Origin of the sequence: uncultured Dietzia sp., from assembly GCF_937873725.1 — a bacterium.
In the GTDB taxonomy this organism is placed as follows: domain Bacteria; phylum Actinomycetota; class Actinomycetes; order Mycobacteriales; family Mycobacteriaceae; genus Dietzia.
Map to the genome: position 1 here is coordinate 1 of NZ_CALMYY010000056.1, position 12,054 is coordinate 12,054.

The 12,054-nt window shown below is 71.3% G+C and carries 14 protein-coding genes; 6 read left to right on the plus strand and 8 right to left on the minus strand.

Translation table 11 applies throughout. From position 1 onward, the window contains the following. Positions 1–30: 30 nt before the first annotated feature. The 3 genes from Q0444_RS05310 to Q0444_RS05320 are packed head-to-tail and all read right to left on the minus strand — an operon-like array spanning position 31 to position 2,605. Entirely contained in the window at positions 31–789 is a 759-nt protein-coding gene (locus Q0444_RS05310; RefSeq protein ID WP_291084448.1) for an ABC transporter permease, read from the minus strand. Then, a complete protein-coding gene (locus Q0444_RS05315; protein ID WP_291084444.1) occupies positions 786–1,964 on the minus strand; it encodes an ABC transporter ATP-binding protein in 1,179 nt (392 codons plus the stop codon). Before Q0444_RS05315 ends, Q0444_RS05310 begins: the two co-directional genes overlap by 4 nt. Further along, the gene (locus Q0444_RS05320) at positions 1,961–2,605 is read right to left on the minus strand and encodes an ABC transporter permease (RefSeq protein ID WP_291084441.1); all 645 of its coding nucleotides are present in this window, start codon (positions 2,603–2,605) and stop codon (positions 1,961–1,963) included. Before Q0444_RS05320 ends, Q0444_RS05315 begins: the two co-directional genes overlap by 4 nt. Before the next feature lie 109 nt (positions 2,606–2,714). Here Q0444_RS05320 and Q0444_RS05325 point away from each other — a divergent pair, with 109 nt between their 5' ends. From Q0444_RS05325 to Q0444_RS05335, 3 genes are all read left to right on the plus strand, one after another. Further along, entirely contained in the window at positions 2,715–3,551 is an 837-nt protein-coding gene (locus Q0444_RS05325; RefSeq protein ID WP_299021936.1) for an inositol monophosphatase family protein, read from the plus strand. A 166-nt stretch (positions 3,552–3,717) separates the two neighbouring features. Then, positions 3,718–4,413: an alpha-ketoglutarate-dependent dioxygenase AlkB gene (locus Q0444_RS05330; RefSeq protein WP_299021938.1), complete on the plus strand. Its 696-nt coding sequence runs from the start codon at positions 3,718–3,720 to the stop codon at positions 4,411–4,413. After that, positions 4,410–5,138: an APA family fibronectin-binding glycoprotein gene (locus Q0444_RS05335; protein WP_291084432.1), complete on the plus strand. Its 729-nt coding sequence runs from the start codon at positions 4,410–4,412 to the stop codon at positions 5,136–5,138. The genes Q0444_RS05330 and Q0444_RS05335 overlap by 4 nt, the downstream gene beginning before the upstream one ends. A gap of 7 nt (positions 5,139–5,145) precedes the next feature. Here the strand turns inward: Q0444_RS05335 and Q0444_RS05340 are convergent, their stop codons facing one another. Then, a complete protein-coding gene (locus tag Q0444_RS05340) occupies positions 5,146–5,883 on the minus strand; it encodes a PIG-L deacetylase family protein (protein ID WP_291084429.1) in 738 nt (245 codons plus the stop codon). 104 nt (positions 5,884–5,987) lie between these two features. Between Q0444_RS05340 and Q0444_RS05345 the strand changes: the two genes are divergently transcribed. Next, positions 5,988–7,145 carry an acyl-CoA dehydrogenase family protein gene (locus Q0444_RS05345; RefSeq protein ID WP_299021941.1) on the plus strand — a complete coding sequence of 386 codons (1,158 nt, stop codon included), beginning with the start codon at positions 5,988–5,990 and terminating at the stop codon, positions 7,143–7,145. 12 nt (positions 7,146–7,157) lie between these two features. Here the strand turns inward: Q0444_RS05345 and Q0444_RS05350 are convergent, their stop codons facing one another. Together Q0444_RS05350 and Q0444_RS05355 are read right to left on the minus strand one after the other, a co-directional pair. Further along, positions 7,158–7,394, minus strand: coding sequence for a thioredoxin family protein (locus Q0444_RS05350; protein WP_291084424.1), 237 nt, complete (start codon positions 7,392–7,394; stop codon positions 7,158–7,160). A gap of 26 nt (positions 7,395–7,420) precedes the next feature. Beyond that, positions 7,421–8,497, minus strand: a complete 1,077-nt coding sequence (locus Q0444_RS05355; RefSeq protein WP_291084421.1) for a permease — start codon at positions 8,495–8,497, stop codon at positions 7,421–7,423. A 73-nt stretch (positions 8,498–8,570) separates the two neighbouring features. Here Q0444_RS05355 and Q0444_RS05360 point away from each other — a divergent pair, with 73 nt between their 5' ends. Continuing rightward, positions 8,571–9,614, plus strand: a complete 1,044-nt coding sequence (locus Q0444_RS05360; protein ID WP_291084419.1) for an ArsO family NAD(P)H-dependent flavin-containing monooxygenase — start codon at positions 8,571–8,573, stop codon at positions 9,612–9,614. Here the strand turns inward: Q0444_RS05360 and Q0444_RS05365 are convergent. Beyond that, entirely contained in the window at positions 9,604–9,957 is a 354-nt protein-coding gene (locus Q0444_RS05365; RefSeq protein WP_291084509.1) for a MerR family transcriptional regulator, read from the minus strand. The two genes, Q0444_RS05360 and Q0444_RS05365, sit on opposite strands and share 11 nt — an antisense overlap. Positions 9,958–10,056: 99 nt before the next feature. On the opposite strand from Q0444_RS05365, the gene Q0444_RS05370 reads away from it, so the two are divergent. Beyond that, positions 10,057–11,571 carry a SulP family inorganic anion transporter gene (locus Q0444_RS05370; protein ID WP_299021944.1) on the plus strand — a complete coding sequence of 505 codons (1,515 nt, stop codon included), beginning with the start codon at positions 10,057–10,059 and terminating at the stop codon, positions 11,569–11,571. A 33-nt stretch (positions 11,572–11,604) separates the two neighbouring features. Here Q0444_RS05370 and Q0444_RS05375 read toward each other — a convergent pair whose 3' ends face one another. Then, positions 11,605–11,952 carry a metalloregulator ArsR/SmtB family transcription factor gene (locus tag Q0444_RS05375; protein WP_299021947.1) on the minus strand — a complete coding sequence of 116 codons (348 nt, stop codon included), beginning with the start codon at positions 11,950–11,952 and terminating at the stop codon, positions 11,605–11,607. Positions 11,953–12,054 lie beyond the last annotated feature (102 nt).

A 12,054-nucleotide genomic window follows, 5' to 3' on the forward strand; every position in this document is an offset into this window, starting at 1 on the left:
TCATCGCAGCCCGTGTCATCGCAGCCCGTGTCATCGCAGCCCCCTCGGGTTGAACAGGACCTCGCCCACCCCGCCCAGCCAGTCGACGAAGAGCGCGAGCGCCACGGCCAGGACGGACCCCACCACGAGGGTGGTGTGGTCCTGGAGTCGGTAACCGGTGTCGATGAAGATCCCCAGGCCGCCCGCGTCCACGAGGAAACACAGCGTGGCCGTGCCGACGGCCAACACCAGGGTGGTGCGCAGTCCGGCGAGGATGAACGGCACCGCGAGCGGCAGTTCGACGGTGCGCAGGACCCGACCCGTCGTCATCCCCTGTCCCCTCGCCGCGTCGATCAGCGCGGGGTCCACGTTCCTGATGCCCACGATGGTGTTGCGCAGCACCGGGAGCAGCGAGTACACGGCGACGGGCAGGACGCCGATCCAGAAGCCGGTCCGGTTGGTGGCCAGGAACAGCAGCACGATCAGGCCGATCGCGGGCGCGGCCTGGCCGATGTTGGCGATCCCGATCGCCACCGGGGCGAGGAACCGGGTGCGCCGACGGGTGAGCAGGATCCCGAGCGGCACGGCCACGGCCACGACGATCGCGACCACGGCGACCGTGATCTGGATGTGCTCGAGGGTCCGCTGGGTGAGCGAGGCGGCGTTGAGGGAGGCCCTCTGGGTGTCGTCGAGCTCGCCGGAGAAGGCCCACCACAACACGCCCCCGGCGGCGACGAGGATGAGGAGCGGTTGCACCAGCAACCGGGCGGATACCCCCCGGGCGGTGGGGCGACCGGCGGTGGCGGTCACGCCGGGTCGCCCTGGTCGTTGTGGCTGTGGTGGATCCGCCGCAGCTCGCCCACCAGGTCGTCGATCCCGATCGTGCCCCGGTACGCCCCGTCCCGGTCCACCACCACGGTGGTGGCGCTGGCCGTGGAGAGGAGCCCGTCGAGTGCCTCCTGGAGGGTGGCATCGACGGTGACGGTGCCGACCACCGGCTGACCGCCCGAACGCAGGTCCGGCATCTGCGCCACCCTGTCGCCGCGCACCCACCGCAGGGGTCGGCCGGAGTCGTCGAGCACCACGGCCCACTCGTCGCTCGAACTGCGGACCCGGGCCGCGAACTCGGCCGGGCTCTCGGACTCCCTCGCCGTCGTCGCCTGTCCCAAACCCACGTCACCCACGCGCCGGAGGGTGAGGGTCTTGAGGGCGGCGTCGTCGCCGATGAAGCCGGCGACCGTGGCGTCCGCCGGGTTGGCCAGGATCGCCTCGGGCGAGTCGAACTGCAGGACCGACGAGCCCGGGCCGAGCACGGCGATCCTGTCGCCGAGCCGGACCGCCTCGTTGAAGTCGTGGGTGACAAAGACGATGGTCTTGTGCAGCTCGTCCTGGAGCCGGATGAGCTCGTCCTGCAGCGACGCCCGCGTGATGGGGTCGACCGCGCCGAACGGCTCGTCCATGAGCAGGACCGGCGGGTCCGCGGCGAGCGCCCGCGCCACCCCGACCCGCTGCTGCTGGCCGCCGGAGAGCTGGGCGGGGTAGCGGCCGCGGTAGTCGCCCGGGTCCAGGCCGACCAGCTCCAGCATCTGGTCCACCCTGTCGGCGATGCGCGCCTTCTTCCACTTGAGCAGCCGCGGGACGGTCCCCACGTTCTGGGCGACCGTCATGTGCGGGAACAACCCCGAGGCCTGGATGGCGTAGCCGATGCTGCGGCGCAGGGTGTCGGCGTCGAGGTCACGGTTGTCCCGTCCGTCGATCGTGATGGTGCCGGAGGTGGGCTCGATGAGCCGGTTGATCATCCGCATCGTGGTGGTCTTGCCGCAGCCGGACGGGCCGACGAACACGGTGGTCCGGCCGGCCGGCAGTTCCAGGGACACGCGGTCGACGGCGGGGCGCTCCTGGCCGGGGTAGACCTTGCTCACCTCGTCCAGGACGATCGGCACGCCGGAGACGGTGTCGTCCCCGCCCGCGGTGGATGTGGTCATTGGTTCCCCCTGATGGTGAGGCGCCCGAGGAGGGTGAGGAGGGCGTCGAGGACGAGCGCGAGGACGACGATGAGGATGGTGGCCGTAAGAGCCATCGGCAGGGCGGTCGGCGTCCCGACGCGGGAGAGGGCGGCAAAGATGAGGTTCCCCAGCCCCGGCCCCTTGGCGTAGGCGGCGATGGCGAGGATGCCCATGGACATCTGCGTGGAGACCCGGATCCCGGCGAGGATCGACGGCCACGCCAGCGGGATCTCGATCCTGCCGAGCACCCCGATCCGGCTCATCCCCACCCCGCGCGCGGCGTCGACGGTGGCCGCGGGGACCGCGTCCAGGCCGACGATGGTGTTGCGCAGGATGGGCAGGACGGCGTAGATGACCAGGACGGTCATGGTGGGCAGCACGCCCAGTCCGAGGACCGGGATGAGGAGCCCGAGGAGCGCGAACGAGGGGATGGTGAGCGCCGTGGCGGCGAGCCCGGTGGCGACCGCGGACCCGGCCCTGCTGCGGTACACCGCCACGCCGATCGCCACCGACAGCAGCGTGGCCAGCAGGACCGCCTGGACGGTGGCGCTGACGTGCTGCCAGGAGTCCGTGGCCAGCTGGAGGCGGCGGGTGGAGATGAAATCCATGAGCGCGGTCATCGCATTTCGGCTCCGTCCGTGGGGGTTTGGGCCCACGCTATCCGCATCGCCACGTGTAGAGGTGCGAGTCCGGAAGATGGGCGGCGGGACGGTGATGCACGATGGGGGTATGACGCAGCAGCCCGACCGGCCCCTGGACCCCGACCTGATCGAGCGGCTCGACGAGTTCCTGGCCGCGAGCGGGCGCATCGCCCAACGGCACTTCCACGGCGGGCTCGAGGACCTGTACGCCCACGACAAGGGCGGCGCGCGCGGGTTCGACCCGGTGACCGAGGCCGACCGCGCGATCGAGGCGCTGTTGCGCGCGGGGATCTCGTCGATGGCACCCGGGGACCGGGTGGTCGGGGAGGAGTACGGCGAGTCCGGGCCCGCCGACGCCGCCCGCACCTGGTACCTGGACCCGATCGACGGCACCAAGGCGTTCCTCACCGGGATGACGGGCTGGGGCACGCTCGTCGGGGTGGTCGAGGGCGGCCGCGCGGTGGCCGGGTGGATGGACCAGCCGATCCTGGGCGAGACCTTTGCCGCCGTCCACGGACGCGCGACGGTGCGGCGCCGCGCCGACGGCCCGGAGTCGCTCGACCTCCACACCTCGGGGTGCCGGGAGCTGTCCGAGGCGATCATGTACACCACGCATCCGTCGATGTTCGGGGACGACGGCGAGGCGCGCCGGCGCTACGACGACCTCGGTCGCCGGGTCCGCCTCCAGCGCTTCGGCGGGGACTGCTACGCCTACTGCATGCTCGCCGCGGGCCGGGTCGACCTGGTGGTGGAGTCCGATCTGAACTCCTACGACATCGTGGCGCTCATCCCGATAGTCGAGGCCGCGGGCGGGGTGATCACGGGCCCCGACGGCGAGCAGCCGCTCGAGGGCGGCACCGTGGTGGCGGCCGCGACCCCGGAGCTGGCCGAGCAGGCGTGGGCGGTGCTGCGGCCGCAGGGCTGACCCGCGCCGCCCCCCTGGCTTGCGCCGCCCCCCTGGCTTGCGCTGCGGCCCCGGCTTACGCTGCCCGAATGGACCACACGGAACGCGCGAGTGGCCGCTGCGCGTGCGGAGAGGCAGCACAAGCCGGGGGGGTCCGCCGCGAGGCCGCGACTCCCCCCACGCGGCAGTGACCGAGCCGCTCTTCGGCGTCGACCGCGTCCCCACCATCCTGGGCCCCGGTGCGGTGCACGTGCCCGACTGGCTGAGCCGGGAGCAGCAGGAGTTCCTCCTCCGGGCGTGCGTGAACTGGGCCGCGGTGCGCGCGCCGCGCTCGATCGTGCTGCCCGGCGGGGGCCGGATGTCGGTGCGGACGTTCAGCCTGGGGCGGCACTGGGTGCCGTACCGGTACGACGACGACGAGGTGGTCCCGCCGCTCCCGGACTGGCTGGTCCGGGCGGCACGGACCGGGCTCGACGCGGCGGCGGCGGTCGATCCGCGGGTCGGCGCGGGCCAGGGGCCCGCCGACCCCGCCGCCTACACCCCGGATACGGCGCTGGTGAACCTCTACGGCCGTGGATCCACGATGGGCCTGCACCAGGACCGCGACGAGGCCGTCCCGGCACCCGTCGTCTCGATCAGCCTGGGCGACGCGTGCACGTTCCGCTTCGGCACACCCGAGCACCGCGGCCGTCCCTACACGGACGTGCGCCTGGAGTCGGGAGACCTCGTGGTGTTCGGCGGCCCGTCGCGGATGGCGTTCCACGGCGTGCCCAGGGTCGTCGACGGCACCGCCCCGGCGTGGTGTCGCGAGGTGCTGGGCAGCGAGCCGGGGCGGGTCAACATCACGGTGCGTCAGACCCGTCCGCCTACACTGGACGGATGACTTCAGGGCAGAACCAGTCCTCCGGCCGGAACCGGACTCTCCTCCTCGTGGCGCTCGTCGCCGTCCTCGCGGTGGCCGCGGCGGTCGTGACGGTGCTCGTCTCGTCGGCGACGTACCCCCCGGCCGCCCGCACGCTGACGCCCAAGACCCAGGTGGCGGCCGGTTCCGACCACGTCGATCCGTACGCCGGTCTGGTGATCCGCGTCCCCGAGGGATGGCAGGCCGAGTCGGGCGAGCTGGTCTTCGGCAGCACCGCCCTGACCCCGGTCGGGAACGGGGAGTCGGCGGCTCCGGCAGGCGACCGGTCGGAGGGGATCGTGCTGGCGGGAGTGCTCACCGAGCAGATGTTCGACCTCGGCGACCCGGACAACCGGCTGGCCGCGTTCTCGCTGGCCAACGGGATGGGGCAGTTCCTCCTCCCGGTCCCGGGGCGACCGGTCGACGAGCGGAGGGAGCAGATCTCCACCCGCGTCGGAGACGGCTGGGCCGTGTCGTTCCGGGTGCTCCCCGCGGTCCAGCAGGACCTCATCGGACCGGAGGGGGCGCTGGTGTACTCGGCGGTCGTCGGGGAGGGCGCGCGGCGCTACTGGCTCACCTACATCGGCCTCCCCGGCGACGGCGCCATGTCCTCCCCCCGCGCCGAGTGGGCGGACGAGATCGTCGAGCGACTGCGGCTGGCCGAGGGGTACTACGCACCACTCGGCCAGCCGGGCGGGCCCGCCTGACCCCAGCTCAGGGCCGCATGCGGCGGAATCCCACCACGGGATGCCCGCCTGCCAGCCCGTCTCGGGGCGCGGACACGCCCTCGACCTGCGCGCGCGCCTGCTCGGGCACGGGCGTCCGGGGGTCGAGCACCGAGAGGTACTCCTTGTGCTGGGACAGGGCGGCGACCGCCGGCTCGACAAAGCCCTCGACGTCCACGTAGTGGGTCGGCTCGGGCGCCGACTCGAACCACAGCTGCGGCCGACCCTCCGCCGAGTCCACGCCCACAGCGGCCACGAGGTCGTCGTACGCCGCGCCCACGGCGGCGCCGAACTCCATGTGGTCGCTCTGGTTGGGCGCGCCCGGCGCCCACTCGGGACCCGAATACAGGGAGATCACCACGTCCGGCCGGTGACGGCGGATGGCGTCGGCGACGGAGTCGCGCAACTCCGGGTTGTTGACGATCCTGCTGTCCGGGAACCCGAGGAACTCCACGTCCTCCACGCCCACGATCGCGGACGACCGGCGCTGCTCCTCCTCGCGAACCGGCCCGGCGATCGCCGGGGGCATCCCCTCGATGCCGGCCTCGCCGCTGGAGGCCAGGACGTAGACGATGTGCCGGCCCTCGGCGGTCCAGCGGGCCACCGCGGCGGACATCCCGTATTCGGGATCATCGGGATGGGCGACCAGGACCAGGCCGCGGGTCCAGTCGGTGGGGAACGGTTCGGGCAGCGCCGCCGTCTCTGGCGACTCCGGGGACTCGGTCATGGCACGAGTATGGCCCGGTCGGTGCCCGCGCGCCGGTCGTCGCCGCAAGTGGCCGACGTAAACTGGCGCTCGCTCTCGTCGTCGTCCTGATCCGGAGGCCCCTCGTGTCCGCACTCTTCCCCGACTACCGTCCCTCCTGGGAGACCGACGACCACCGGCTGCTCCGCGAGCACGCCCGGGCGTTCTTCGCCAAGGAGATGACCCCCAACCAGGAGAAGTGGTCCAAGCAGAAGTTCGTGGACCGCGAGACCTGGCAGCGCACCGGCGAGGCCGGCCTCATCTGCCTGGACGTGCCCGAGGAGTTCGGCGGCCAGGGCGGCGACCCGGGCATGGAGTACCTCGTCACCGAGGAGCTGGTCTACTCCGGCGACACCGCGTTCGGCATGGGCGTCGGCTCCACCATCACCCCGCACTACGTCGCGAACTACGCCACGCAGGAGCAGAAGGCCGAGTGGCTGCCCAAGATCTGCTCCGGCGAGTGGATCTCGGCGATCGCCATGACCGAGCCCGGCGCCGGCTCCGACCTGCAGGGCGTGCGCACCACCGCCAAGCGGGACGGTGACGACTACGTGATCAACGGCTCCAAGACCTTCATCTCCAACGGCGGCTCCGCCGACTTCGTGGTGGTGGTGGCCAAGACCGACCTCGACGCCGGCCACAAGGGCATGGCGCTGTTCGCCGTGGAGGCCTCGACCCCCGGCTTCGAGCGCGGCCGCGTGCTGGAGAAGATGGGCCGCCACGGCGCCGACACCGCCGAGCTGTTCTTCAACGACATGCGCGTGCCCGCCGCCAACCTCCTCGGAGGCGAGGAGGGGCAGGGCTTCTACCAGCTCATGAACCAGCTGCCGCGCGAGCGCCTGGCGATCGCCGTGGACGCGCTGGCCATGGCCGAGGCGGCCGTGGTGGAGACGCTCGAGTACGTCCGCGAACGACAGGCGTTCGGCAAGCCGATCCTGGACTTCCAGAACACGCGCTTCGAGCTGGCGCACTGCAAGACGCAGGTCATGGCCACCCGCACCTTCGTCGACCACTGCATCACCCGCGAGATCGCCGGCGAGCTGGACGCGGTGACCGCGTCCATGGCCAAGCTCCAGGCCACGGACATGCTCGACGACGTGGTGGACCGCTGCCTGCAGCTGTTCGGCGGCTACGGCTACATGATGGAGTACCCCATCGCGCAGAAGTTCGCCGGCGCCCGCGTCATGCGGATCTACGGCGGCACCAACGAGATCATGAAGGAGGTCATCGGCCGGGCGCTGTGACGGCCCGCCGGCCTAGCGACCGCGCAGCAGCTCGGTGAGCTGGCGGACCGTCGGCACCTTGCCGCCCAGGACCAGCTCGTCGTCGACCACCAACCCGGGGGTCTTCATGAGCCCGTATCCCGCGATCTCGCCGATGTCGGTGACCTCCACGATCTCGGCGTCCACCCCGAGCCCGTCCAGCGCCTCGCGGGTGCGGGCGACGAGGGTGTGGCAGTTGCGGCAGCCGGGGCCGAGCACCTTGACGATCATGGTTTCTCCTTGGAGTGGGTTGTGGTTCAGGCGAAGAGGTTGAACAGGAGCCCGATAGCGAGGATGCCCACGGTGACGACGCCGAAGAACAGCGCGAGCAGCGGCGGCTTCATGACCCTCCTGAGCATGATCGCCTGGGGCATGGACAACGCGATCGAGCTCATGATGAACGCCATGACGGTCCCCAGGCTCATGCCCTTGGACCAGAGTGCCTCGGCGATCGGGACGACCCCGGCACCGTTGACGTAGAGCGGCACCCCGGCGAGGGTGGCCACGACCACGGCCAGCGGGTTGTCCGGGCCGGCCCAGCGGAGGAAGAAGTCCGCCGGGACCCAACCGTGGATCGCGGCACCCACACCGACGCCCACCACCACCCAGATCCAGACGTCCCGGAAGATGTCGCGGGATTCGCCGAGGGCGGCGTCGACCCGCTCGCGGAGGGTGGGCACATGCCCGCCGGTGCGGAGCGCGGCCACCCGGGTGGTGAAGACCACGTCGTCGACCCATTTCTCCAGGCGGAACCTCGAGAACGCCCACCCCGCGACGAACGCGATCGCGGACCCGGCGATGACGTAGGCGGCGGCGATGTGCCAGCCGAACATCTCGCCGATCATGATGGCCGCGATCTCGCTGATGAGCGGCGAGGCGATGAGGAAGGTCAGGGTCACCGAGAGCGGAATGCCGGCGGCGACGAAGCCGATGAACAGTGGGATCGAGCTGCACGAGCAGAACGGGGTCACCACGCCCAGGACGATCGCCAGGGTGAGGCCGACGAACAGGCCGCGGCCCTCGAGCCAGTCGCGGGCGCGGTCCAGGTCGAGGCTCGCCCGCAGCATGCCGACCAGGAACATCAGGCCGAGGAGCAGCAGGAAGATCTTGACGGTGTCGTAGAGGAAGAAGTGCACCGCCCCGACCGCCCGGTCGGCGAGGTCCAGACCGAGCCAGCCGACCGCGGAGTCCCAGAACCACTCGTTGGCCACCCACAGGGCGACCCACGCGACCGCGGCCAGCGCGAGCGCCGCCACCAGCCGCCGGTGCTCGCGGGCCTCGGCGAGGGTGTCCGCTCCGGCGGGGCCGGTCGCGGGGGCGGGATGGGTGCTCATGCCTCCACTGTAGGATAAGCATCGATAGGTGTCGATAGGAACTGCTCACGTGGGTGGAACGGGGGGACCGCTGATGGCCGTCGACCGTGACGTGGTGGTGATCGGCGGCGGACAGGCGGGCCTGGCAGCAGGGTTCTATCTGGCGCGCGGCGGGGCCGACTTCGAGATCCTGGATGCCTCTCCCGGGCCGGGCGGCGCGTGGCCGCACACCTGGCCGTCGCTGCGGCTGTTCTCTCCGGCCGACTACTCCTCCCTGCCGGGCCGCCGGATGCCGCGGACCGAGGGTGGAAACCCGGATGCCGGTCACGTGGTGCGGTACCTGAGGGAGTACGAGGAGTACTACGATCTCCCGGTCCGTCGAGGGGTCCGCGTGACGGCGGTCGAGCGGGCCGACGGCGGCGGCTTCCTGGTCCGCGCCGCCGACGGACGCCGGTGGCGGTGCCGGTCGGTCATCAGCGCGACCGGCACGTGGTCCCGGCCCTTCGTCCCCGCCTACCCGGGCGCCGGCGGGTTCCGGGGAATGCAGCTCCACAGTGCGGGTTACCGCGGTCCGGGGGAGTTCGAGGGGCGACGGGTGGTGGTGGTCGGGGGTGCGAACTCCGGCGCCCAGATCGCCGCCGACCTCGCAGGGCGCGCCGACCTGCTCTGGTGCACCACCGGGCCGCCTCGGTATCTCCCCGACGACGTCGACGGCCGCGAACTGTTCCGTGTGGCCACCGCCTCGGTGCGCTCCGGAACCGGCCGCGGCGTGGCCGAGCTCGGCGACATCGTCGTCGTCCCCCCGGTGCGCGAGGCGCGCGACGCGGGCAGGCTGGTCGCCACCCCGATGTTCGACCGGTTCCGCCCTGACGGCGTGGAGTGGGACGACGGGCGGGTCGAGCCGGTCGACGCGGTGATCTGGTGCACGGGGTTCCGGCCGGCCCTCGGGCATCTCCGTGCGCTGGGGCTGCGGCGGGTCGGGGGCAGGGTGGTGGCATCGGGCCCGGTCGTCCCGGACGTGCCGGGGCTGTACCTGCTCGGCTACGGCGACTGGTGCGGCGCGGCGTCGGCGACCCTCATCGGGGTGGGGCGGTGGGCCAAGGCCGCCGTGGCGGATGCGCTCGCGGTCACGCCTTGAGTCCCTCGACGATCTCCACGAACTCCTCGGCGTACCCCAGGTGGGTCCGCAGGCGCTCGAGCCGCTCGGTGGCCTCGGCCCCGATCTCGGCGATCACGGCGCGCGACCCCTCGGGGTCGCCTGCTCGGCGGTCGAGAGCGCGGCAGAAATCCCGTATCCGTTCGAGGCTGAACCCGAGGGGCTTCATCCGGCGGATGAGCAGGATGCGCTCCACGTCGGCGTCCGTGTAGAGCCGGAATCCGCCGGGGGAGTGGGCGGACGGGCTGGCGAGGCCGAGTTCGTCGTAGTGGCGCAGGCTGCGAATGGACAGGGCCGTCCGCTCGGCGACCTCGCCGATCTTCATGGTCCGCTCGTCCCGACTTGGCCCGGTCACAACTCTCCCGTTACGGTAGCTTTCGTTCCTCACGCCACGTGAGGGTCTGGCGACGACTGTAGGTGATCCGTGAACGAGCAGTATCCGACCGGTGTGGTGCCCTCCTTCCGCGCGGCGTTCTCCTCCCCGGCCAGGCTCCGGACCGAGGTCCTGGCCGGGCTCGTGGTGGCGCTGGCGCTCATCCCGGAGGCGATCTCGTTCTCCATCCTCGCGGGGGTCGACCCGCGGGTCGGGCTGTTCGCCTCGTTCACGATGGCGGTGACGATCGCCTTCACCGGCGGGCGGCCCGCGATGATCTCCGCGGCCACCGGTGCGATCGCGCTGGTGGTCGCGCCCGTCGTCGCGGATCACGGGCTCGACTACCTCATCGCCACGGTGCTGCTCGCCGGGGTGATGCAGATTCTGCTCAGCCTGGCCGGGGTCGCGAGACTCATGCGGTTCATCCCGCGGTCGGTGATGGTCGGCTTCGTCAACGCCCTGGCGATCCTCATCTTCATGGCGCAGATCCCGCACCTGGTGGGAGTCCCGTGGCTGGTGTACCCGCTGGTGGCCGTGGGGATCGCCGTCATGGTGTTCTTCCCCCGGCTCACCACCGTGATCCCCGCTCCCCTCATCGCGATCGTGGCCATCACGATCGTCGTGGTGTCCGTCGGTTGGTCCGTCCCGAACGTGCGCGACCAGGGCGAGCTGCCGGCGTCGCTGCCGACGCTGCTCCTCCCGGACGTCCCGATCACGGTCGAGACGCTGCAGATCATCGCCCCCTTCGCGCTGGCCATGGCGCTGGTCGGGCTCATGGAATCGCTGATGACGGCGAAGTTGGTCGACGACATCACCGAGACCCACTCCGACAAGACCCGGGAGGGCTGGGGTCAGGGCGTGGCCAATCTCGTCACCGGGTTCTTCGGCGGCATGGGCGGCTGCGCGATGATCGGGCAGACGATGATCAACGTCAAGGCCTCCGGGGCCCGCACTCGGTTGTCCACCTTGCTCGCCGGCGTGTTCCTCCTCATCCTGGTCGTGGCGCTCGGGGACATCGTGGGGCTCATCCCCATGGCCGCCCTGGTGGCGGTCATGATCATGGTCTCCGTGGGCACGATGGACTGGCACTCGGTCCACCCGCGCACCCTGCGGTTGATGCCGCTGTCCGAGACGCTGGTCATGGTGGCCACCGTGGCGGCCACGGTGTGGACGCACAACCTCGCGATCGGGGTGATCCTCGGCGTGGTCACCGCCATGATCATGTTCGCCCGCCGCGTCGCGCACATGACGACCATCGAGAAGGTCGCCGAGCTCGATACGGACCACGACGGCGCCGTGGAGACCCGCACCTACCGGGTCACCGGCGAGCTGTTCTGGGCCTCCAGCAACGATCTGGTGTACCAGTTCGACTACGCGGATGATCCCGAGCACGTGGTGCTCGATCTCACCGATGCCGACATCTGGGACGCCTCGACCGTCGCCACCCTCGACGCCGTGCAGCAGAAGTACGCGGCCAAGGGCAAGACGCTGTCGGTGATCGGCCTCGACGGGGCGAGTCAGGAGCGCCTCGACAAGCTCTCGGGAAGGCTCGGTGCCGGGCACTGAGCCCGGCGTCATGCCACGGTCGGGCGCTCCGTGTCAGGGAGTGGGGCCGCGGACGTCCACGATGTCGCGGATCTGCGCGAACGCCTCGGGCACGATGCTGTAGTGCGCCATCCGGCCGCGCTGTTCCCGGGTGACGAGGCCGGCCTCGACGAGCTTCTTCATGTGGTGGCTGACGGTCGGCTGGGTGATCCCGAGCGGCTCCGTCAGGGTGCAGACACAGACGTCGTTGCACTCCGCGGCGGCGATGTGGGAGAGCAGGCGCAGTCGCATCGGGTCGGAGAGCGCCTTGAACCTCGCCGCCGCGGATTCGGCCTCCACTTGGCCCAGGGGACCGTTCGAGCCCGCGATGCAGCAGGATCCGGCTGGTGGGGACGCGGTCATGTGGCCAGGTTACTCGCCGGGTGTCGAGTTAGTCCCTCCTCGTGACGTGACCCTTGCATGTTCGAATGTGTGTACGTATCATAGAACACAGGTTCGAGATCG

Coding starts and splice junctions, on each gene's coding strand:
- Q0444_RS05315 (WP_291084444.1), bottom strand. CDS start 1,964: ATGACCACATCCACCGCGGGCGGGGACGACACCGTCTCCGGCGTGCCG.
- Q0444_RS05320 (WP_291084441.1), bottom strand. CDS start 2,605: ATGACCGCGCTCATGGATTTCATCTCCACCCGCCGCCTCCAGCTGGCC.
- Q0444_RS05325 (WP_299021936.1), top strand. CDS start 2,715: ATGACGCAGCAGCCCGACCGGCCCCTGGACCCCGACCTGATCGAGCGG.
- Q0444_RS05335 (WP_291084432.1), top strand. CDS start 4,410: ATGACTTCAGGGCAGAACCAGTCCTCCGGCCGGAACCGGACTCTCCTC.
- Q0444_RS05340 (WP_291084429.1), bottom strand. CDS start 5,883: ATGACCGAGTCCCCGGAGTCGCCAGAGACGGCGGCGCTGCCCGAACCG.
- Q0444_RS05350 (WP_291084424.1), bottom strand. CDS start 7,394: ATGATCGTCAAGGTGCTCGGCCCCGGCTGCCGCAACTGCCACACCCTC.
- Q0444_RS05355 (WP_291084421.1), bottom strand. CDS start 8,497: ATGAGCACCCATCCCGCCCCCGCGACCGGCCCCGCCGGAGCGGACACC.
- Q0444_RS05360 (WP_291084419.1), top strand. CDS start 8,571: ATGGCCGTCGACCGTGACGTGGTGGTGATCGGCGGCGGACAGGCGGGC.
- Q0444_RS05365 (WP_291084509.1), bottom strand. CDS start 9,957: ATGAAGATCGGCGAGGTCGCCGAGCGGACGGCCCTGTCCATTCGCAGC.
- Q0444_RS05375 (WP_299021947.1), bottom strand. CDS start 11,952: ATGACCGCGTCCCCACCAGCCGGATCCTGCTGCATCGCGGGCTCGAAC.